Origin of the sequence: Streptacidiphilus cavernicola (genome assembly GCF_042510955.1) — a bacterium.
Classification (GTDB): Bacteria; Actinomycetota; Actinomycetes; order Streptomycetales; family Streptomycetaceae; genus Streptacidiphilus; species Streptacidiphilus cavernicola.
Genome location: NZ_JBHFAB010000018.1, coordinates 59881 through 80706 on the forward strand (window position 1 = coordinate 59881; position 20826 = coordinate 80706).

General features: G+C 72.8%; 22 protein-coding genes. 10 read left to right on the top strand and 12 right to left on the bottom strand.

What is annotated here, in order from left to right; all coding sequences use genetic code 11:
- The coding region (locus ACEZDE_RS22845; protein WP_380538768.1) for a glycoside hydrolase family 6 protein at nt 1-1487 on the bottom strand (1487 nt) is incomplete at its 3' end.
- A gap of 316 nt (nt 1488-1803) precedes the next feature.
- On the opposite strand from ACEZDE_RS22845, the gene ACEZDE_RS22850 reads away from it, so the two are divergent.
- Entirely contained in the window at nt 1804-3333 is a 1530-nt protein-coding gene (locus ACEZDE_RS22850; protein WP_380538770.1) for a cellulase family glycosylhydrolase, read from the top strand.
- Nucleotides 3334-3376: 43 nt separating this feature from the next.
- On the opposite strand, the gene ACEZDE_RS22855 is transcribed toward ACEZDE_RS22850, so the two are convergent.
- Together ACEZDE_RS22855 and ACEZDE_RS22860 are read right to left on the bottom strand one after the other, a co-directional pair.
- Entirely contained in the window at nt 3377-4021 is a 645-nt protein-coding gene (locus tag ACEZDE_RS22855) for a LysE family translocator (protein WP_380538772.1), read from the bottom strand.
- A 75-nt stretch (nt 4022-4096) separates the two neighbouring features.
- Complete coding sequence (locus ACEZDE_RS22860) at nt 4097-4909, bottom strand: enoyl-CoA hydratase/isomerase family protein (RefSeq protein ID WP_380538774.1); 813 nt, start codon at nt 4907-4909, stop codon at nt 4097-4099.
- Nucleotides 4910-5010: 101 nt separating this feature from the next.
- Between ACEZDE_RS22860 and ACEZDE_RS22865 the strand changes: the two genes are divergently transcribed.
- The 4 genes from ACEZDE_RS22865 (at nt 5011) to ACEZDE_RS22880 (ending at nt 7981) form a co-directional block, all read left to right on the top strand.
- Nucleotides 5011-5493 carry a pyridoxamine 5'-phosphate oxidase family protein gene (locus ACEZDE_RS22865; protein WP_380538962.1) on the top strand — a complete coding sequence of 161 codons (483 nt, stop codon included), beginning with the start codon at nt 5011-5013 and terminating at the stop codon, nt 5491-5493.
- A gap of 46 nt (nt 5494-5539) precedes the next feature.
- A complete protein-coding gene (locus ACEZDE_RS22870; protein WP_380538776.1) occupies nt 5540-6529 on the top strand; it encodes an acyl-CoA thioesterase in 990 nt (329 codons plus the stop codon).
- Nucleotides 6530-6632: 103 nt separating this feature from the next.
- The gene (locus ACEZDE_RS22875) at nt 6633-7157 is read left to right on the top strand and encodes a Rieske (2Fe-2S) protein (protein WP_380538778.1); all 525 of its coding nucleotides are present in this window, start codon (nt 6633-6635) and stop codon (nt 7155-7157) included.
- A gap of 107 nt (nt 7158-7264) precedes the next feature.
- On the top strand, nt 7265-7981 hold the full coding sequence (locus ACEZDE_RS22880) for a TetR/AcrR family transcriptional regulator (protein ID WP_380538780.1): 717 nt from the start codon (nt 7265-7267) through the stop codon (nt 7979-7981).
- 21 nt (nt 7982-8002) lie between these two features.
- Here the strand turns inward: ACEZDE_RS22880 and ACEZDE_RS22885 are convergent, their stop codons facing one another.
- The 3 genes from ACEZDE_RS22885 to ACEZDE_RS22895 form a co-directional block, all read right to left on the bottom strand.
- Nucleotides 8003-9868: an AMP-binding protein gene (locus ACEZDE_RS22885; protein WP_380538782.1), complete on the bottom strand. Its 1866-nt coding sequence runs from the start codon at nt 9866-9868 to the stop codon at nt 8003-8005.
- A gap of 72 nt (nt 9869-9940) precedes the next feature.
- Nucleotides 9941-11098: a PP2C family protein-serine/threonine phosphatase gene (locus ACEZDE_RS22890; RefSeq protein ID WP_380538784.1), complete on the bottom strand. Its 1158-nt coding sequence runs from the start codon at nt 11096-11098 to the stop codon at nt 9941-9943.
- Entirely contained in the window at nt 11095-12723 is a 1629-nt protein-coding gene (locus ACEZDE_RS22895) for a sensor histidine kinase (RefSeq protein WP_380538965.1), read from the bottom strand. Before ACEZDE_RS22895 ends, ACEZDE_RS22890 begins: the two co-directional genes overlap by 4 nt.
- 195 nt (nt 12724-12918) lie before the next feature.
- Between ACEZDE_RS22895 and ACEZDE_RS22900 the strand changes: the two genes are divergently transcribed.
- The 3 genes from ACEZDE_RS22900 (at nt 12919) to ACEZDE_RS22910 (ending at nt 14628) form a co-directional block, all read left to right on the top strand.
- Nucleotides 12919-13365: a response regulator gene (locus ACEZDE_RS22900; RefSeq protein WP_380538786.1), complete on the top strand. Its 447-nt coding sequence runs from the start codon at nt 12919-12921 to the stop codon at nt 13363-13365.
- A gap of 95 nt (nt 13366-13460) precedes the next feature.
- A complete protein-coding gene (locus ACEZDE_RS22905; RefSeq protein ID WP_380538788.1) occupies nt 13461-13757 on the top strand; it encodes a DUF6296 family protein in 297 nt (98 codons plus the stop codon).
- A gap of 106 nt (nt 13758-13863) precedes the next feature.
- Entirely contained in the window at nt 13864-14628 is a 765-nt protein-coding gene (locus ACEZDE_RS22910; RefSeq protein ID WP_380538790.1) for a class I SAM-dependent methyltransferase, read from the top strand.
- A 7-nt stretch (nt 14629-14635) separates the two neighbouring features.
- Here the strand turns inward: ACEZDE_RS22910 and ACEZDE_RS22915 are convergent, their stop codons facing one another.
- Nucleotides 14636-15601: a D-2-hydroxyacid dehydrogenase family protein gene (locus tag ACEZDE_RS22915; RefSeq protein ID WP_380538792.1), complete on the bottom strand. Its 966-nt coding sequence runs from the start codon at nt 15599-15601 to the stop codon at nt 14636-14638.
- A 107-nt stretch (nt 15602-15708) separates the two neighbouring features.
- On the opposite strand from ACEZDE_RS22915, the gene ACEZDE_RS22920 reads away from it, so the two are divergent.
- Nucleotides 15709-16227 carry a tetratricopeptide repeat protein gene (locus ACEZDE_RS22920; RefSeq protein WP_380538794.1) on the top strand — a complete coding sequence of 173 codons (519 nt, stop codon included), beginning with the start codon at nt 15709-15711 and terminating at the stop codon, nt 16225-16227.
- Between the two features lie 194 nt (nt 16228-16421).
- Nucleotides 16422-16631 carry a hypothetical protein gene (locus ACEZDE_RS22925; protein ID WP_380538796.1) on the top strand — a complete coding sequence of 70 codons (210 nt, stop codon included), beginning with the start codon at nt 16422-16424 and terminating at the stop codon, nt 16629-16631.
- Nucleotides 16632-16720: 89 nt separating this feature from the next.
- Here ACEZDE_RS22925 and ACEZDE_RS22930 read toward each other — a convergent pair whose 3' ends face one another.
- The 5 genes from ACEZDE_RS22930 to ACEZDE_RS22950 form a co-directional block, all read right to left on the bottom strand.
- Nucleotides 16721-17959 carry a styrene monooxygenase/indole monooxygenase family protein gene (locus tag ACEZDE_RS22930; protein WP_380538798.1) on the bottom strand — a complete coding sequence of 413 codons (1239 nt, stop codon included), beginning with the start codon at nt 17957-17959 and terminating at the stop codon, nt 16721-16723.
- Nucleotides 17960-18032: 73 nt separating this feature from the next.
- Nucleotides 18033-18677, bottom strand: a complete 645-nt coding sequence (locus tag ACEZDE_RS22935) for a GTP-binding protein (protein ID WP_380538800.1) — start codon at nt 18675-18677, stop codon at nt 18033-18035.
- Nucleotides 18655-19047 (bottom strand): DUF742 domain-containing protein, encoded by a 393-nt coding sequence (locus tag ACEZDE_RS22940; protein ID WP_380538802.1) that lies wholly within the window; start codon nt 19045-19047, stop codon nt 18655-18657. The genes ACEZDE_RS22935 and ACEZDE_RS22940 overlap by 23 nt, the downstream gene beginning before the upstream one ends.
- The gene (locus tag ACEZDE_RS22945; protein WP_380538804.1) at nt 19044-19514 is read right to left on the bottom strand and encodes a roadblock/LC7 domain-containing protein; all 471 of its coding nucleotides are present in this window, start codon (nt 19512-19514) and stop codon (nt 19044-19046) included. The genes ACEZDE_RS22940 and ACEZDE_RS22945 overlap by 4 nt, the downstream gene beginning before the upstream one ends.
- A complete protein-coding gene (locus ACEZDE_RS22950; protein ID WP_380538806.1) occupies nt 19511-20791 on the bottom strand; it encodes a sensor histidine kinase in 1281 nt (426 codons plus the stop codon). The genes ACEZDE_RS22945 and ACEZDE_RS22950 overlap by 4 nt, the downstream gene beginning before the upstream one ends.
- Nucleotides 20792-20826 lie beyond the last annotated feature (35 nt).

Here is a 20826-nt window from a genome sequence, read left to right on the forward strand (position 1 = left end):
CTGCTGGTGGTACCCGTCACGGCCAGGTTGCTCGGAGCCGACGGAGGCGTGGTGTCGCCGCCGCCGGTGCTGCCGATCGCCGGGTAGGCGTTGGCGACCAGCTGCTGGAACTGCGCCGCGAACCAGTCGCCGGCCGGGATGTCGTAGCCGGGGATGGCGCCGGTCGGGTAGGTGTTGCCGTTGCCGTCGCTCTGCGTGCCGTTGGGGTCGCAGTGCGGGTCGCCGTGGGTGTGGGTGGCCGTGGGGTAGTCGCCGTCGGACTCGCCCGGGGGCTTGATCCAGACGTAGGCGATGATCGGGTCGCTCGCCCCGTACGGCTGCGCGGTCGGCCGGTAGCCGATGCCGGCCCCGTTGACGTTGCACCAGTCGCCGCGGAAGGTCCGCTTGTCGACCTTGTTGGCGGCGACGTAGTCGTTCACGTTGGTCGGGCTGGAGTTCAGCGCGGTCGGCCGGGCCGACCCGCCCCAGCCGTTGCGGGAGGTGTCGATGAGCATGCCGACCGAGCTCGGGAAGCCGGCCGAGACCAGCGACGCGTGCATCGCCTCGTCATAGCTGTGCTCGTCGAAGTACGGGTTGTACTGGTAGAAGTTCGCCGAGTCCAGCGGGTTGCCGCCGACCTGCAGGGTGGAGTTGGGCAGGAACGGCTCGTCGGTGGGGGTGGTGTTGGCGGTGTCGCTGATGAAGCCGTCGACGCTGGCGACGCCCGCGGTGGTGGCCTTGGCGACCTTGGCGAACTCCTGCGCGGCCGGGCCCATGTTGCTGGACCAGCCGAGCCAGCCGGAGTGGCCGATGTCCAGGTAGGTGTAGACGTTGGGGATCGCGTGCAGCTTGTTCAGCGTGTACTCGACGCCGCTCTCGTAGAACGGGGTGGCGGTCTGGCAGGCGGCCAGGTTGGTGTTAGTGACCGCGTTGGGCAGCGAGTCCGGCTCGATGATGGTCGAGATCCGCAGGTTGCTGTAGCTGCTGCTGCCGAGCAGCGCGGCGATCGGGTCGACGTACTGCGACTCGTACTCGGTCAGACCGGCCGTGGTGGCCGGGATCTCGCCGTTGGAGGCCAGGGCGGCGCAGTCGCGTCCGGGCAGGTCGTAGATGACCACCTCGAACAGCACCGGGGTGGAGCTGCCCGCTGCCTGGGTCTCGGCGTTGTCCAGCTGCGCCTTCAGGCCGAGGTGGGTGCTGTCACCGGCGATGGCGCCGATGTGGTCCATCCAGATCGCGGTCTGGTAGCCCGCCACCTTGGCCTCGGTGGTGCCGGTGGTCCCGCCGTCGGCGGAGGCCTGGGCGTTGACCTCGGCGACGTAGTTGGGGTTGAGGTACGGCGTGGAGCCCGCATAGGGGTTGGCGACGTGGGTCACCGCGGCGCTGGCGGACTGGGTAGTGGCGGCGATGGGCACGAGCATGGCCGCACCGAGGGCGGTCACGGCGGCCGCCGTTCGGAAGCGGGCGAAGGAGCTGGTCCTTCTCCGGGCGGAGGGCAGATGCGGCACTTCACGATCCTTTCGGGTGGGGGTGGAACGTGATCACTTTGCTCGAATGGATGGGAGCGCTCCCATCCACGGCAGGGCATACCCCTGCTCCCTCTCGTCAGTCCGGCATGGCAAGTCGTCCAGAGAGCCACGACGGACGGCGGCAACCAGTGGGAGCGCTCCCGATAGTGGAGCCGTTTCCGACGGTGCGTCAAGACCTTTGACCATGAGCAGAAAAGTCGGACTGATGGACTGTCATGAAGAGTGCGGTTCCGCTACCTTGACGCCTGGCAACCAGTGAGAGCCCCCCACCACCACACCGAAACGGGTGCTCTCCATGCGATCCCGCACCAAGCTCCTCGGCCTCGCCGCGGCCGTCGGCGGCCTCACCGCCGCACTGGTCCCGCTGGCCGGTTCCTCCTCCGCCGCGGCGGCGCCCACCTGCAGTGTCAGCTACGCCGTCAGCAACGACTGGGGCTCCGGCTTCACCGCCGCCGTGACCATCAGCGACACCGGCACCGCCGCCCTCGGCAACTGGACCCTGACCTACGCCTACACCGGCAACCAGACGCTGCAGAGCGGCTGGAACGGCACCTGGGCCCAGTCCGGCAAGAACGTCACGGTGACCGCGCCGAGTTGGAGCCCGGACATCGCGCCCGGCGGCACGTACACCACCGACGCCAACTTCGGCTACTCGGGCGCCAACGCGGCCCCCACCGCGTTCGCCGTCAACGGCGTGGCCTGCGGCGGACAGGGGACCTCCTCGCCGACCCCGACCCCGACCCCGACCCCGACCCCGACGCCCACCCCGACTCCGACCCCCACCCCCACGCCGACCACGACCGGCACTCCCACCGGCGCGCCGCAGCTGCACGTCTCCGGCAACAAGCTGGTGAACGCCAACGGCGGCACGGTCACCCTGCACGGGGTGAACCGCTCCGGCGCCGAGTTCGCCTGCGTCCAGGGCACCGGCCTCTTCGACGGCCCGGTCGACCAGGCCTCGGTCAGCGCGATGACGTCCTGGCACATCAACGCGGTACGGGTGCCGCTGAACGAGGACTGCTGGCTGGGCGAGTCCAACGTCCCGGCCGCCTACTCCGGCGCCGCCTACATCAACGCGATCAAGAGCTATGTCGCGCTGCTGCACCAGAACGGCCTGGTCGCCATCCTGGACCTGCACTGGACCGACGGCGTCTACACCGGCAACTCCTCCGCCTGCACCAGCGCCACCGCGACCTGCCAGAAGCCGATGCCGGACGCGGCCGGCGCGGTCCCGTTCTGGGCCTCGGTCGCCAACGCCTTCAAGGGCGACGACTCCACCGTCTTCGACCTCTTCAACGAGCCCTACCCGGACCGGGCCACCAGCACCGCCGCCCAGGCCTGGACCTGCTGGCGGGACGGCGGGAGCTGCCCCGGCATCGGCTACCAGGTGGCCGGGATGCAGTCGATGGTCAACGCGGTCCGCGGCACCGGCGCGAACAACGTGCTGATGCTCGGCGGCCTCGCCTACTCCAACGACCTGACCCAGTGGCTGGCCTACGAGCCGACCGACCCGGACGGCAACCTGGTCGCCTCCTGGCACTCCTACAACTTCAACACCTGCAGCAACAGCTCCTGCTGGACCAGCCAGATCGCCCCGGTGATCGCCAAGGTCCCGCTGGTGACCGGGGAGCTGGGCGAGAACGACTGCGCCCACGGCTACCTGGACTCGCTGCTCCCCTGGCTCGACAGCCAAGGCGCCTCCTACCTGGCCTGGACCTGGAACACCTGGGACTGCAGCTCGGGTCCGTCCCTGATCAGCAGCTACGACGGCACCGCCACCGCGTACGGCGCCGGCTTCAAGGCACACCTCGCTTCGCTCGGCTGACGCCGGGTCGGACCGGCGGGCCTGACGGACGAACCCCCGTCCGTCAGGCCGCTGCCGCGGGGCCGTGGTCGGTGGCCAGCCGGAGCGCCAGGGCGCCGAGCAGCGTGCCCATCAGCACGCGCTGGACCCGGAGCCAGCCCGGACGGCGGGCCAGGAAGGCGGCGATGCCGCCCGCGGTCAGCACCACGGCGAGGTTCACCGCCAGGCTGACCGCGATCTGGATCCCGCCCAGGGCGAAGCCCTGGAGCAGCCGGTCCCCCGCGCGCACGTCGATGAACTGCGGGATCAGCGAGAGGTACATGACCGCGATCTTCGGGTTCAGCAGATTGGTGAGCAGCCCCATCGCGAACAGCCGCCGGGGCGGGTCGGGGGCAAGCCGCTGCGGCGCGAAGACCGAGCTCCCGCCCGGCCGCAGCGCCTTCCAGGCGAGCCAGCCGAGGTAGCCGGCCCCGGCCAGCTTCACCGTCAGGTAGAGCGCGGGGACGGTCAGCAGGAGGACCGAGAGGCCGAGGTTGGCGGCGGCCAGGTAGACCAGGAAGCCCACGGCGACCCCGGCCAGCGAGACCGCTCCGGCCCTGCGTCCCTGGGTGATGCTCCGGGAGACCAGGTACATCATGTTGGGTCCGGGGGTGAGCACCATGCCGAGCGCCACCGCGGCGACGCCGAGGGCCGCATTCGTTCCGATCATGGGATCAGGCTGCCAGCGCCGACCGTTCAGCACCAGCGATTGTTTCTCCACTGTCGATGTAGCGCTGCTGTACGGTCAGCGCAGCCGCCAGGGGATGCGGGCGCCGGAGGCGAAGGCGGCCTGGCCCTCGGCCAGCGAGGCCGGGTCGTTGCCCAGCTGGACCAGGGTCTTCGCCACCTCCAGCGCCTGCCGGTAGCCCAACTCCTGGGCGTACCAGACCGCGCGCAGGGTCGCCTGGACCGCGAGCGGCGGCTGCGCGGCGATGTCGGCGGCGACCCGCCAGGCGGCGTCCAGCAGCTCGGCGGCCGGGACCACCTCGGTCACCAGGCCGATCTCCTGGGCCCGGCGCGCGGAGAGCCGCTCGTACGCCCCGGTGAGCTGCATCCGCATCACCTCGCCCAGCGGCATCCGCTGCAGCATGGCCATCGACTCGAAGACCGAGGCCATGCCGTAGCTGGTGTGCGGGTCGAAGAAGGTGGCGTGCTCGGCGGCGATGATGAACTCGACCTGTCCGAGCAGGTAGAACGCGCCGCCGCAGGCCATCCCGTTGACCGCGGCGATCACCGGTTTCCACAGGTCGCCCGCGGTCTTCGGGCTGATCCAGTCGCCGGGGTCGTCGAAGTGCAGCGGGGTGCCGCCGCGGGTGCCGATGGGCAGGTCGGGGTCGTCCAGCGCGGTGCGGTCGACGCCGGTGCAGAAGGCGCGGTCGCCGGAGCCGGTGAGGATCACCGCGCGGACGCCGTCGTCCTCGCGCAGGTCGCGCCAGAGCGTCCGCAGTTCGCGCATCATCGCCAGGTCGAAGGCGTTGTGCAGGGCGGGGCGGTCCAGGGTGACCAGGGCGACGTGGTCGCGCTGCTCGTAGCGGAGGGTGGTGAACTGCTTCGGCATCGCGGGGTCCTCCGGTCGCGGGACTGGCGGGTCGAGGGTCTGGCCTATCGACGTAGAACACGTTCTACTTGGTTGCCGTGGCAGACGGAAGGGGCACCGCGATGCGGGAACAGCGGCACGGCCGACGGGTGATGATGGACCGGCAGCAGCGGGACGCGTTCCTGCGCGAGCAGCGGACCTGCCGGGTCGCCACCGTCTCGGCGGACGGGCGGCCGCATGTCACGCCGCTGTGGTTCGCCTGGGACGACTCGGCGCTGTGGCTCTACTCGATCACCCGCAGCCGGCGCTGGGCCGAGCTGCTCGCCGACCCCCGGGTGGCGGTCGTGGTCGACGACGGCGAGGAGTACGGGGAGCTGCGCGGGGTCGAGCTGACCGGCAGCGTGGTCCCGGTCGCCGAGGCGCCGAGGACCGGCCTCCCGTACCAGGGTCCTGAGGGTCTGGACGCCGCGGAGAAGCTGTTCGCGGAGAAGTACGGGTTCGGCGCGGCGATGTTCCACGACGGCCGACACGCCTGGCTGCGGCTCCTCCCGGACACCCTGACCAGCTGGGACTTCGCCAGACTGGGTGGAGATTTCACAAGGTAACGCAGGTCACAGCGGCCCGGTCGGCCGGGTCTGGAACGATGATCGGATGGTGGACGACGCACACGGGACGACCCGGCACGAACCAGTGGACCCCGACCCGGCTGCGCGGCCCGGGACGGGTGACCGGGCCGGGGCGGGTGACCGGGCCGGGGTGATCGCCGGGTTCGTCGACCTGCTGCGACTGGACGAGATCGACCTCAACCTGTTCCGTGGCTGGTGCCACGCGGGCGCGCCGCTGCGCGCCTTCGGCGGGCAGGTCGCGGCGCAGGGTCTGGTCGCGGCCGGGCGCACGGTCGAGCCGGACCGGCCGGTGCACTCGCTGCACAGCTACTTCATGCGACCGGGCGACCCGCGGCTGCCGCTGGTCTACGAGGTGGAGCGGCTGCGCGACGGCCACTCCTACACCACCCGCCGGGTGACCGCGATCCAGCGCGGGGAGGCGGTGTTCACCCTCTCCGCCTCGTTCAAGAAGCCGGAGACCGGGCCCGACCGGCAGCGGGTGATGCCGCGGCTGCCCGACCCGGAGCGACTGCCCGACCCGTACGCGGACTGGGCCGAGGCCGGGGGCGCGGACCCGGAGAACTACTGGGCCTCCACCGGGCGGCTGACCCTGCAGATGCGGGTCGTGCCGCCGGGCTCGGAGGGGCTGCCCGGACGAACCGCCGGGGTGGAGGAGCAGTTCGTCTGGCTGAAGTCGGCCTCCGCGCTGCCGGACGGCGATCCGCTGCTGCACGTCTGCGCGCTGGCCTACCTCTCCGACCTGACCCTGGCCTCGACCGCGGCGCTGCACCTGCAGCTGCCGCGGTCGCAGCGGACCGGGCCGCCGGTGATCAGCCTGGCGTCGCTGGACCACGCGATGTGGTTCCACCGCCCGTTCCGCGCCGACGAGTGGCTGCTGTTCGCCCAGCGGAGTCCGACCTCCTCGGACGGACGCGGGCTCGCCCACGGCGAGTTCTACACCCGGGACGGGCTGCTGGTGGCCTCGGTGGTGCAGGAGGCGCTGATCCGGGAGAAGCGGCGGCCCCGCGGGAACTGAGCCCGGCCAAGCTGAACCCCGCGGCGCGGTGGCGCGTAGTCAGCTCCGACAGAGGACGGGCGACACTCGCGCCCCTCCGCCCTCAGCTCTGCCGGGAGTAGACATGACCGACGAAGCGTCGCAGCAGCACAGCAGCAGTGTTCCCGCCGCCGTTCACGGCCGCCGCACCGTACTGGCGGGCGTGGGCGTGGTGGGCATCGCCACGGCGCTCACCGCCTGCGGCTCCAGCTCGTCCACGACTTCGGCGGGGTCCGGGGCTGGGGCCGGGGCTGGGGCCGGGGCGACGAGCGGGGCGGCTGCCCCGTCGTCGGCGGCGGCGGGCGGCGCGGCGGGCGGCGGGACCGCGTTGGGCGCTACCAAGGACGTGCCGGTCGGCGGCGGGAAGGTGTTCGCCGCCGAGAAGGTCGTGGTGACCCAGCCGACCGCCGGGGAGTTCAAGGCGTTCACCGCCATCTGCACGCACATGGGCTGCACCGTCGGCAGCGTCTCCGGCGGCACCATCAACTGCCCCTGCCACGGCAGCCAGTACCACATCGCCGACGGCTCGGTGGCGCGCGGACCGGCCCCCAGCGCGCTGGCGCCGGAGACCATCACCGTGGCCAACGGGGAGATCACCCTGGACAGCTGACGAGAACAGCGTTTCACCGGGGCGGAGCTGAAGGTCAGGTACATGGCTTTCAAGTGATCTGATTCGGCGTCATACACTTGCAACACCGTTCCCGGTACCATGGCGGGGTGTCCAAGGTAGACCTGTCCCCCAGGCCGGTCGAGGCTATGTCTCCCCGCCAACTGGAACGCCGCAAACACCTGATCACGGCAGCGATCGACCTGGTCGCCGAAATCGGCGTGGAACGCGTGCAGATGAAGCAGGTGAGCGAACGCTCAGGGGTCGCCCTCGGGACGACCTACCGGTACTTCTCCTCCAAGGACCACCTGCTCGCCGCCGCCGTGTCCGACTGGCGCGGGATGCTGATGAGCGATCTGGCCGCCGAGCTGCGCGGGTCCAACGCGCCGCTCGGCGGCACGGAACGGGTGGTCAGATTCGTTCACCGGGGTATGCGCGCGTTCCAGCGCCAGCCGCATCTGGCCCACCTGCTGGTGGCCGTGACCGTCTCCACCGACCCGTTCGCCAGCGAGGCGGTGGACGCCATGGCCAACGCCGGACGGGCCTCGCTGCTCGCGGTGATGCCGGAGGTTCCGGCCGCGGCGCGGGGCGTCGTCCCGCACATCATCGACGCGGCGTGGCAGAGCGAGCTGGTCGCCTGGGTGACCGGGCGCAGCACGCTCGGCGACGCGTACCTGCGGTTGGAGGAGGTGATCCGGCTGGTGCTGGGGCCGTACTCGACGGGGGGCGGTGCCGGTGCCGGTGCCCCGGCGGGGGCGGCGGTGGGGGCCGCGGTGGGGGCGGGGGCGGCGGTGGGGCTGGCGGCGAAGCTCCCGGCCCCCGGCTGAGGACGCCGTTGCGCGGCGGGCTCACGGCTCCTGCCGGAGCAGTTCCGCGCGGCCGTGCTCGGCGAAGGCGGCGCGGATCTTCTCCGCGTCCGCGGCGGTCAGCGGGCGGTACTCGGAGGGGGATGCGGCGGCGGGGCCGGTACCCGGGCCGCCGCCGTACGGGCGCCAGAGGATCAGCTCGCCTTCGGCGGCGTTCCAGCGGGCGGCCCGCAGTTCGGCCTTCGCCGTCTTGTGGGTGGCCGTGGCCGGCAGCGTCCGCACAAAGCGCACGAACCGCGGCGGCATCTTGGTCCCGAGATCAGGCTGCGCCGCGAGGAACGCCCCCAACGAAGCCGCAAGCGCCGCAACGGCGGCAGCGTCCCCCACGGACCCGAACCCCGCCGCGGAGGGCGGCTCAGGCCCAGAGCGGAACCTATGCGCGGAGGGCGACTCAGGCGCGAGGTGGGACCCCTCCGCGGAGCGGGGCCCCTGCGTGGTGGTGCTGCCGCTGCCGCGCAGCTGGATCGCGGCCATGACCTGGTCTCCGGCTACCGGGTCGGGGACGGCGTAGACGGCTACCGCCTCGGCCGCGGGCCAGCGGCCGAGGATGTTCTCGATGTCGGCCACCGCCAGGTTCTCGCTGTCGACGCGGAGCCAGTCCGCGCTGCGGCCCGCGAAGCGGAACCAGCCGTCGGCGTCGCGGTGGAACAGGTCGCCGGTCCAGTACCAGCCGTCGCGGGTGCGGGCCGCGCCCGCCTCCGGGTTGCGCCAGTAGCCCTCGAAGCCGGCCCGCCCGGTGCGGTTGACCAGCTCGCCGATGGCCTCGGAGCCGTTCGCCAGCCGCCCCGCGGCGTCGAAGCGGGAGCGTGGGCACTCGGCCCCGGTCTCCGGGTCGACCACGGCCAGGTCGTCGCCGGGCCCTGAGCCGGTCCGGCCGACCGCGCCGGGCGGGGCGTCCGGGTCCTGCCGCAGGTTGCAGCCGCCCTCGGAGGAGCCGTAGCCCTCGACCAGGCGGCAGCCGAACCTCCGCTCGAACCGGGCCGCGTCCACCGCCCCGGCCTCGGTGCCGAAGCCCAGCCGCAGCGGGTTGTCGGCGTCGTCCGGCCGCGGCTCGGTGGCCAGGACGTAGGAGACGGCGCGGCCGACATACGTGGTGTACCCGGCGCCGAAGGCCCGGACGTCGTCCAGGAAGTGGGAGGCGGAGAAGGTCCGCCGCAGCGCCACGGTGCCGCCGGACAGCAGCATCGGGGCCCAGAGCGCCATGGTGGCGTTGCCGTGGAACAGCGGCATGCAGGCGTAGCCGGTGTCCTCGGCGGTGAGCGAGAACATCTCGCGGAGCTTGTCCCCGGCCCGGCCCAGCCGTCGCTGGCCGCAGATGACGGCCTTGGGGGCGCCGGTGCTGCCGGAGGTGAAGGTGAGCAGCAGCCGGGTGTCCGGGTGCGGCAGCACCGCGGGCGGCGGCGCGTCCCCGTGGTCGGCGATCCGCGCCGCGTAGTCGGCGCTGTCGCTGTCCAGGACCGGTACGGCCAGGTCGAGCCGCTCCAGCAGCGGGCGGCGCGCGGCCTCGGTGACGACCACCGCGCAGTCGGTGTGCCGGATGTCGCGGGCCAGGTCGGGGCCGCGCCGGGTCGGGTTGATGCCGACGGCGGTGGCTCCGACCAGGGCGCAGGCCTGCAGCCAGAAGACGTACTCGGGGGTGTTGTCGAGCAGCAGCCCGACATGCGGGTGCCCGGAACCGGTGCGCGGCAGCAGCTCGGCGCCGAGCAGCTCCGCTCGGGCGCAGGCCGCCTGGAACACCTCCCGCTGGCTGTACCCGAAGCCCGCGCCCACCAGGCCGGGCCGTTCCGGCCGCCCGCGCTGGGCCAGGATCGCGGCGACCAGGTCTGAACAGCCTTCGGCTTCCGGCACGGCAGCCTCCCGCTCGCATATTTCTGACGGATCGTCAGTTCTATGCGTTGATACCCCGGCCGGGACGAGGAATCAAGAGCCCCAGGCGAGGTGGAGCACGGCCAGGTCGTCCGCGTGCCGCCCGGCGTTGAGCCGCTTGGTGGCCAGGACCAGGTGGTCCAGCAGCGATTCGGCGTCCCCGGCGCCGTCCTCCGACTCCACCAGCCGGACCAGCCCCGCGGTGCCCAGCCGGTCGTCGCCGGGGCCGTCGTAGCCCTCGAACAGGCCGTCGGTGAACAGCAGCAGCGCCCCGCTGGCCGGGAGCTTCAGCGTGCTGGGGGCCCAGCCGCGGCAGCCGGGGAGCAGGCCGAGGGCGATGCCGTGCTCCACCGTGGGGGTCCTGGCCCCGGACTCGTCTATCAGCAGCGGCTCGTGATGCCCGGCGTGACGGAGCGTCGCGGTGCCGCCGACCGGGTCGATCTCGGCGGTGGCGCAGGTGGCGAACATGTCGCCGCGCGGGCGCTCGGCCACCAGCACCTGTTCCAGCAGGTCCAGCAGCTCCACGCCGCGGTGTCCGGCCAGGATCAGCGCGCGCCAGGTGATCCGCAGGCAGACCCCGAGCGCCGCCTCGTCCGGGCCGTGCCCGCTGACGTCGCCGATGACGGCGTGCACGATGCCGTCATCGGTCTGCACCACGTCCAGGAAGTCGCCGCCCAACAGCGCGCGTTCGCGCCCCGGGAGGTAGCGGCTGGTGGCCACGACCGCGTCGGTGCGCAGCAGCGGGGCCGGCAGCAGGCCGCGTTCCAGCCGGGCGTTCTCCTGGGCGTGGATCCGGTTCTCGCGCAGTTCGGCGCTGGCCCGTTCGGCGTTCTTGCGGTGCACGGCGTAGCGCAGCACCCGTTGCAGCAGTTCCGCGCCGACGGTGCCCTTCACCAGGTAGTCCTGGGCGCCGCTGGCCACCGCGAGGGCTCCGGCCTGGGACTCGGACAGCCCGGTGAGCACGATCACCGCCGCGCCGGGGCAGGCCGCCTCGACCGTGCGGACCGCCTCGACGCCCGAGGCGTCCGGCAGGTGCAGGTCGAGCAGGACGCAGTCCGGGAGCTGCTGGTCCAGCTCGACCAGGGCGTCCGCCATGGTCTGCTTCCAGCGCAGCGTGTGCGGGATGTCGGTGTCCCGCAGGAGTTCCTCGACCAGCAGCGCGTCGCCCGGGTCGTCCTCGACCAGCAGGATCGCGTAGGTGCTCTCGGTCACTGCGACTCCGTGTCGTCGCCGGGGCGGGGAAGGGCCGGGGGGAGCGCCGGGGGAAGGGCGGCGGGGAGCTCCTCCGAGGGGAGCGGGAGGGTGAAGACGATCCGGGTGCCCGGGGCGTACTCGGCGTCGACCGCGATGCTGCCGCCGTGGTACTCCACGATCTTCTTGCACATGGCCAGCCCGATCCCGTTGCCGGGGTAGGCGTCCCTGGTGTGCAGCCGCTGGAAGATCACGAACACCCGGTCCGCGTACTCGGCGCCGATGCCTATGCCGTTGTCGGCGACCGCGAACGTCCAGGCGTCCGGGCCGGGTTCGGCCGAGATGTGGATCTCCGGCGGGCGGTCCGGCGAGCGGAACTTGATCGCGTTGGTGAGCAGGTTCTGCAGCAGCATGCCCAGTTGGGTGGGATCGGCGGTCAGCGTCGGCAGCGGGTCGTGGGTGACCACCGCGCCCGACTCCTCGACCGCGAGGCCGATCGAGTCCAGCGTGGTCTCCAGCAGCTGTTCCAGGTCGACGGCCGCGTAGGCGGCGTTGACCCGGCCCACCCGGGAGAACGCCAGCAGGTCGTTGATCAGGGTCTGCATCCGGTTGGCGCCGTCCACCGCGAAGGCGATGTACTGGTCGGCGCGCTCGTCCAGTTTGTCGGCGTAGCGGCGCTGGAGCAGCTGGCAGAAGCTGGCGACCTTGCGCAGCGGCTCCTGCAGGTCGTGCGAGGCCACGTAGGCGAACTGCTCCAGCTCGGCGTTGGAGCGGCGCAGGTCGGCGGCCTGATCGTCGAGCAGCAGCCGGGTCTGGTCGGCGAAGGCCAGCTCCTCGGCCAGCCGTCGGCGCATGGCCTCCACGTCGGCGGCGAGCAGCCGCAGGTCGGCCGGGCCGGTGCCGGTGTCGACCGGGTGGTCGAACTCGCCGCCGCTGACCCGGCGGACGTCGTCGGACAGCGCCTCCAGCGGCTTGGTGACGCCCCGTCGGAGACCCTCGAAGACCAGCACCGCGAGCAGCAGGATCACCACCGCGATGGTGGTGAAGACCCAGGCCCGCAGGACGTCGATGCGGTCGAGCGAGGCACGGGCCGAGTCGCGCTCGGCCTGCAGCCGGTTCTGCTGGACCGCGGCGGCGGCCCGGACCGCGTCGAAGTCGGCCTTGCCTTTGGCCACGGTGAGCGTGGCGACCTGGGCCTGCGTCCCCGGCGCGGCGGCGGCGACCGGACGGGCGACGACGGCCTGCCAGGTCTCGACCCGGGCGAGCACCCGGTCCAGGTCGGCCAGCGGCTTCGGGTCGCCCGCCAGCAGCGTGCGCAGCCGGTCCACCGCGCTCTTCTGGTCGGCCAGGCCCTGGGTGTACGGGGTCAGGTAGTCGCGCCGACCGGTCAGGCCGTAGCCACGGATGCCGGTCTCCTGGTCCAGCAGCGCCGATTCCAGCCGGACCGCGCTGGTCAGCGCGGGCGAACTGTGGTCGACCATGGTCGAGGTGTCGGTGGCGGCCTGCGCCAGCACCCAGGCGCCGAGGCCGCCCAGCACCAGCAGCACGGCGAGGGCGCTGAGCACCCCGGCCCTGAGCCACTCGCCGGTGGTCCAGCGCCGCCACGGGGTGAGCCGCCCGGAGGCGTCGTCCGGGGGCCGCCGCAGCGGCTTCGCGGTGAGGCCTGCGGGACCTTGTCGCTCGGTGGCGCGGACCGGCACGTCCGTGACCTCTCTCCTGCTCCCGCCCGTGGTCCGCGTCGACGCGGTGGGCCCGCACACCCTATCGTCAAAGGCCCTAGTCTTCTGTCTGTCCGGCATCCCCCATTCGGCGCACCGCGCCCTCGTCGACCGGAGCCCCCGATGGCTGCCCTCGCCCCCGCCCACCCGCGCGACATCCTGCTGGTGGAGGACGACGACGCCGACGCCATGCTGATCGAGGAGGCGCTGCTGCAACGCGGCGCGGCCAGGACCATCACCGTGGTCCAGGACGGCATCGCGGCGCTGGAGCACCTCAGGGACCCGGAGCGGCTCCGTCCGGACGTGATCGTCCTCGACCTGAACATGCCGCGGATGAACGGCCGGGAGCTGCTGGCCGTGCTGAAGGACGACCCCGAGCTGAAGGTGGTCCCGGTGGTCGTGCTCTCCACCTCCAACAGCCCCGAGGACGTCACCGGCGCCTACCGGAGGCACGCCAACGCCTATGTCACCAAGCCGGTGAACCTGGACGAGTTCATCCACGCCGTGCAGAGCATCGACGCCTTCTTCCTGGAGACGGTGACCGGCAGCCCCCACGAGGGCGAGGCCTGAACCGCTGCGTGTACCGAGGATTGGATCCGGGCATCCGGGGCAGACGCAACGCCGACCCACCAGCCCCAGCTCCCCCATCCAGAAGGTGAACGCAGTTGACGACCCCGCAGCCCCAGAGCCGATTCGCCGCCGCATGCTATGAGCTCGCCTTCGCGCCCGCCCCGGCCGGATCGGCCCCGGCCGGGGCGCCGGCCGCGTCCGTGGTGGTCCGGCGCACCGACGCCAAGGGCCCCGGCGGGCACCCGGTCTACACCGACGCCAGCGGCGACGTCCGGGCCGAGATCAGCGACCGCGGCGAGTACCGGATGCTGTCCACCAGCGCGCACCGGCGGCCGGGCCGCCCGGTCGACTGCCGGGCGCTGGACGCCGGGGACGACCCGGTCGCGGCCTGAGCCCGACCTGGACCCCTGCGATAGCCCGTACGGCCTATGACCGGTTTATCCCCTTGGCGGACGGCAAGCAGAGTTGAGTCGACAGCCCACGACAAGGACGGTGCGGATGGACGCCTACACGGTCTCGGCCGAGTTCTACGACGTGCTGCAGGCCAGGGACGAACGGGAGCGGGCCGATCGCCTCTTCGCGTCCCCGGCCCGCCGGGCCCGCAGCGGCATCATCGAGGTCGGCGCCGGGTCCGGCCTGGTGACCCAGGTGCTGGCGCGGGCGGCCACGGTCCCGGTGCACGCGATCGAACCCAACCCGGCGATGCGGACCCTGCTGCTCTCCCGGCTCTCCACCGCGTCGAACGAGCAGCGGAGCCGGGTCACCGTCCACCCGGAGCGGGTGCAGGAGCTGTGGCCCAAGGACCACGCCCCGCCCGCCGACCTGGCGGTCTGCAGCAAGGTGGTGGCCACCCTGGACGCCGGGGAGCGCCGGGACACCTGGGCCGCGCTGGCCCGGCTGGTCGGCCCGGACGGCCTGCTGCTGATCGACCCGCCGCCGAGCGCGGTGCCGGAGGGTCCGCGGACCCAGGTGCTGCGCCAGGTCGCGGTGGGTGAGGACGTCTACTCCGGCTTCATCAGCGAGACCCCGATCCACTGCGCGACCAGCGGGATCGGCCGGATCCACCTGGAGTACACCTACCAGGTCCGCCGGGACGGCGAGCTGCTGCGCGAGGAGCGCGAGGAGTTCGACCTCTGGCCGGTGGGCTCCGAGCAGCTGCGCTGGGAGCTGGCCGCGGCCGGCTGGGCGGTCTGCGAGCCGTCGCCCGCGAACCGGCGCAGCGAGCTGCTCGCGGCCCGGGTGATCCGGGACCCGCAGGGGTGAACCGGCGTCAGGCCGGGTCGAGGCGGCGCAGTGGCTGCCCGGCCAGGAACGCCGCGATGTCGTCCACCGCCTCCTGGTAGAAGACCCGGTAGTTGCGCTCGGTGACATAGCCGAGGTGGGGCGTGGCGAGGAGGTTCGGCAGCGAGCGGTACGGGTGGTCGGCCGGCAGCGGCTCGCTGTCGAACACGTCCACCGCCGCCCCGGCGATCCACCCGCCGCGCAGCGCCTCGGCCAGCGCGGCCTGGTCCACGATGGCCGCCCGCGAGGTGTTGACCAGGTACGCGGTGGGGCGCATCCGCTTCAGCTCGTCCGCGCCGACCAGCCCCCTGCTGCGGTCGCCGAGGACCAGGTGGACCGAGACCAGATCACTGCGCTCCAGCAGCTCCTCCTTGCTCGCCGCGAGCCGGACCCCGGCCTCGGCGGCGCGCTCGGCGGTGAGGTTCCGGCTCCAGGCCGACACCTCCATGCCGAACGCCTGGCCGACCCGGGCCACCTTGGCGCCGATCCGGCCCAGTCCGAGCAGGCCGAGGCGGCGTCCGTACAGGTCGCCGCCGACCGTGCTCTGCCAGGGGCCGCCGTCGCGCAGCGCGGTGCTCTCCGGCACCAGGCCGCGGAGCAGCCCGAGGATCAGCGCCCAGGTCAGCTCGACCGTCGGCTCGGAGGCGCTGGCGGTGCCGCAGACGGTGACGCCGTGCCGGGCGGCGGCGGCCAGGTCGATGGCGGCGTTGCGCATGCCCGAGGTGACCAGCAGCCGCAGCTCGGGCAGCCGGGCGAACACCTCCTCGGTGAACGGGGTGCGCTCCCGCATCGCCACCACCACCGCGCAGTCGCGGACCGCGCCGACCAGCTCGTCCACGGTGGCGAAGTGCTGTCGGAACGTCACCGGCTCGACCGCGTCGGCCAGTCCGGACCAGTCCGCGATCGAGAGCGCGACGCCCTGGTAGTCGTCGAGCACGGCGCAGCGCAGCTTCATCGTCGTGGTCCCTCGTCGTCCCTGCTGGTTCGAGTCCGTACGGTCGCAGTCTAGGACGCCCGCCGCCGCTTGATCCGCGCCCGCCGGGTGTGGCAGCGTTCGCCGGTATGAGCGGACGTGCGGATGGCCAGGCGCTGGCGCGGGCGGAGCGGCTGCGGGAGCAGCGGACCGAGGCGGCCTGCGCGGAGCTGGGCGAGCTGGCGGCGCGGTGGCCCGAGGACGCCGGGCTCGCCTATCTGACGGCCTGTGCGCATGACTCGCTGGGACTGGAGGCCGAGGCGGCGCCGCACTACGAGCGGGCACTGGCGGCCCGTCCCGGGCTCTCCGGCGAGGACCGGCACGGGGCGTTCCTCGGGCTCGGCAGCACCTACCGGGTGCTCGGCCGCTACCCGGAGGCGGTCGCGACGCTGCGGCTCGGCCTGGACGAGTTCCCCGGGGACGCGGCGCTGCGGACCTTCCTGGCGATGGCGCTGCACAACACCGGCGAGTCGGCCGAGGCGGTCCGGACCCTGCTCCGGGTCACCGCGGCGACCAGCGCCGACGCCCGGGTGCGGGCCTACCGGCGGGCGATCGACCACTACGCGGACCACCTGGACGAGGTCGTGCCCGGCGGCGGCCGGGGGTGATCTTGCCAATGGGTGATGGCACAGTGATTCGTGCCGTCATGGGCGTAGTGCGAGATGCGTCCGATTTCCTACGATGATCGCCGCAAGGCCCTGTTGTGCCCCCGCGCGGCAGGGCCTTCGCCGTACCTGAATCGCCCGTACCTGAATCGCCCGTACCTGAACTGCCCGTACCTGATGCCAGGAGCACGTGTACTTTGAGCGCATTGCAGTGGCGAGTCGCGGCCGATCTGCAGCTGATCGCCGAGATCATCCCCGCCCCGCACGACCCCGGCCGCCGGCTGGACCGGCTCACCGACGTACGGATAGCGGCGGACGGCCTGGTGCTCTACGTGGACACCGAGCAGGACGTCTTCGCGATACCGGTGGCCTCGGTGGTGTTCGTGGCCTACCGGCGCACCGGCTGACCGGACGCAGCAACGGCAACCGCGCGGTGCCGCGCGGTTGCCGTCGGTGCGTCCGGTCAGCCGGTGCGGCCGGGTCCGGTGGAGTCAGGTCAGGACTGGGCGAAGGAGCCCAGGTAGGCGTTGGCCGCGTCCGGGGTGAAGAACCAGTTCGGGAAGTCCGAGGGGTTGTCGAAGCCGTTGGCGAACCGGTCCGCGACGGCGGGGATCTGCCCGGCCGCGCCGATCAGGTTGAGCACGTGCTCCGGCGGCGGGGCCAGCATGGCGTTGGTCCAGGCGGTGACGTCGCTCGCGGTGGCGGTCCAGAAGTCCTCGAATGCCGTCTCCATGAAGGCCCGGTCGAACGGCCGGTCGCCGTGCGCCCGGAACGACTCCAGGTAGCTGGTGGCGCACTTGGCCGCGGTGTTGGAGCCCTGGCCGGTGATCGGGTCGTTGGCGACCACCACGTCGGCCACGCCCAGCACCAGGCCGCCGCCGGGCAGTTCGCCGACCGGGCGGCGCACCACCGGGGTGTAGCGGCCGGCCAGGGTGGCCCGGGAGTCGGTCAGCTCCACCCCGCCGACGGTGCGGTCGTACTCCCAGGGGGTGTACGTGCGCATCAGCTCCAGGGTGCGGGCCAGGTGCTCGTCCGGGGCCAGCGCGGGCTCGAAGACGTCCAGCGGGCCGCCGGGGACGCCCTCCCAGAACAGGATGTCGCAGGGGCCGGAGAGGGTCAGCGCCGGGATGACGAACAGTTCGCCCACGCCGGGCACCAGGTTGCAGCGCACCGCCGGGAAGTCGTGTTCGGGGCGCGGCGCGAGGCCGTGCACATAGGAGACCGCCAGCGACCGCTGCGGGACGGTGTACGGGGAGCGCTCGGCGTCGCGGGTGAACATCGACACCAGCTCGCCCTTGCCGGCCGCGACCACGGTCAGGTCGTAGCCGCGCACCAGCAGGTCCAGGTCGGAGACGGTGACCCCGTTGACGACCACCTTGCCGCCGCGGTCGGCGAACAGCTCCAGCCAGCCGGGCATCTTGACCCGCTGGTCCACCGACTGGGCGTGGCCGTCGAGCCGGCCCACCCAGTCGATCACCCTGGCCGCCTCCGGGCCGCTGACCGAGACGCCCAGGCCCTCGGTCTTCGGGGCCTCGGCCTCCCAGAGGTTGAGGCCGAGGGCGCGCTCGGTCGCCAGCGAGCCGCGGAACATGCACTGGGTGGAGAGGACCCGGCCGCCTCGGATCTCGTCCGGCGTGCGGTCCGTCATCACGGTGACGTCATGGCCGTCGGACTGCAGGCCGAGGGCGAGCTGCAGCCCGGCCTGGCCGGCGCCGACGACGAGTATCTTCGCCAAAGGAGGCTCCTTGAAAGGGCGGTGAACAGGAGAGAGGTGAACTGGTGCTGCCGGGAAGGATGGTGCCAGACCGTCAGTCCGAGGTCAGCGACAGGGTGTGCTGGACCAGACCGGCCAGGGTCCGCGCGGCGGACAGCCGGGAGCGCGCGTCGCAGCGCAGCAGCGGCACCCCGGGGGCGAGGCTGAGCGCGTCCCTGATGTCCTCGTCCGGGTAGTCGGGCGCCCCGTCGAACTGGTTCACCGCGACCACGAACGGCATTCCGCTGCTCTCGAAGTAGTCCACCGCGGGGAAGCCGTCGGCCAGGCGGCGGGTGTCGATCAGCACCACCGCGCCGACCGCGCCGCGGGCCAGGTCGTCCCACATGAACCAGAAGCGGCGCTGTCCGGGCGCGCCGAACAGGAACAGCACCAGGTCCGGTGCGATGTGCAGCCGGCCGAAGTCCATCGCCACGGTGGTGGTGGTCTTGCCGCTGCCGTCCAGCAGCGGGTCGGTGTCGCTGCCGGCGTCGGTCATCACCGCCTCGGTGCGCAGCGGGGTGATCTCGGAGACCGAGGCGACCAGCGTGGTCTTGCCCACGCCGAAGCCGCCGGCGATGACGATCTTGGCCGAGGTGACCGGGAGTTCGGTCAGCGGGATGCCGGCCGGCGCGCCGTGGCCGGGCGCGGACGTGCCGGGGCGCTGCGGGGTGTACGAGTCAGGCGAGATCGCGGAGGCCACCGAGGATCCTCTCCAGAACCAGGCGGTTCGGTCGTGCGGGTGCGGCGATGGACGGGCCTCCCCCGGAGCGGGACGGGACGGACGCGCCGTGCACCCGGATGCGTCCCGCGTCCACCAGGTCGCTGACCCACACCCGGACCACGCCGAGCGGCAGCCGCAGCAGGGCGGAGACCTCGGCGACGGAGCGCATCTGGCCCTGGCAGAGCTCGCAGATCCGCTCCAGCTCGGGGAAGGTGGGGCCGGTGCTGCCCGGCGGCTGGTAGAGCGCCGAGATCAGCGTCTCGACCAGCAGGACCTGCCCGAAGCGGGTCCTGCCGCCGGTCAGGGCGTACGGGCGGACCCGTGCGGAGCGGCGTGTCGAGGGAATCACCGGTGTGCCTCCTGCCCGGGTGCGGCCCGGAGCTCGTCGCGGAGTTGCGTGGTCAGCACGTGCCCCGCCCGCTCGACCAGGCGGGCCAGCTGGTAGGCGGCCACGCTCAGATCGCAGTCGGCGGTGGTGTACGCGGTCAGGCAGGCGGTCCGGTCCACCGACATCAGGATCAGCGTGCCCTCGTCGAGGGTGATCACCGTGCGTTCGAGGCCGCCGTAGGCCAGCAGTTCGGACAGGCCGGTGGAGAGCCCGGTCAGTCCGGCCGCCAGGGTGGCCAGCTGCTCCGAGGGGCAGCCCTCGTCCGCGCTCACCAGCGGCAGCCCGTCGGTGGAGACCAGGGCGAGCGAGCGCAGTCCCGGCGTGGTCACCAGGACGTCGCTGAGCAGCCAGCGCAGCCGCTGGAGCGGGGAGTCGTGCTCGCCGTCCCTGGGGACCGCGCCGGGGGTGGAGCCGCTGGTCCTCATCATGTCCCCTGCTCCTCGCGGCGGATCGGCGCGGCGGCGCGCACGCCGTGCTGGAACCCGCCCAGCCTGCGGCGCAGTTCCTCGGCCCCGGCGCCGGGGCGTTCGGCCCCGGCGGGGCTCCCGCCGTCGGGCTGCTCGGCGGCCTCGGGCCCGCCGCCGCGGGCGAGTTGGCCGCTCTCCCCGGGCACCCGCTTGGGCAGGCCGCCCGCGGCGACCCGGTCGGGTCCGGTGCCCGGCACCGAGCTGAGCGGGCGGGCGGGCCCCGGCACCGCCGCGACCACCGGCGCCGGACGGTCCCAGCCGGCCGCCGGGTCGGGTTCCGGCGCGACGGCCGGGGGTGCGGCGAAGACCCAGGTGGGGACGGCGACCAGGGCCGTCGTCCCGTCCGCGGTCGGGCTGGCGCGCAGCTGGACCCGGAGGCCGTGCTTCAGCGCCAGGATGGCCACCACCTGGAGGCCCATGCTGCGCCCGGTGCGCGCCGCGCTCCCCTCTGGCTGGCCCGAACCACCGGACGCCAGGCGGGAGTTGACCTCGTAGAGCAGCTCCGACGGCAGTCCGATGCCCCGGTCGACCAGGGAGACCATCAGCTCGCCGCTCTCCAACTGCCAGGCGGTGACCGTGACCGGCTCGCCGGGCGGCGAGAACGCCGTTCCGTTCTCCAGCAGTTCGGCGAACAGGTGGCTGAGGTCCTCGGCCACGTCGGGCCTGATCCACAGCTGCGGGACGGCGGTGAGGTGGACCCGCTCGTAGCGCTCGATCTCGGAGAGCGCGGCCCGCATCACGTCCAGCAGGCTGCTGGGCAGTTGCGCGTGCCCCGGCCGCTGGTGGCTCGCGCCGCCCAGCAGCAGCATGTTCTCGTTGTTGCGGCGCATCCGGGTGGCGAGGTGGTCCAGCCGGTAGAGCTGCTCCAGCCGGGCCGAGTCCGCCTCGGTGCCCTCCATGCCTTCCAGCTGCCCGAGTTGGCGCTCCACCAGGGCCAGGCTGCGCAGTGCCAGGTTCACCAGCACCTCGCCGCTGTGCTGGTCCCGTTCCTTCGCGGCGGCGGTCAACTCGTCCCGTTCGCCCGCGAGCTGGACGCAGTACTCCTGCAAGGTGCGGTACTCGCGCCCGGCCTGAGACTGCGTCAGCTGCAATTCCTGATAGGTGGCCTGCAGTTCCTCCCGGTGCCGCCGCTCCCGTCTCTCGGCCCTCCGGGAGCGGGCGAGCAGGAAGCCAAGTATCAGCGCGACCACCAGGGCCGCCGCCGCGAGGCCGATCGGCATGTACACGAGTCCCCGCATCTGCGCAGCTGTTGTCGCATCGGAATCAACTGACT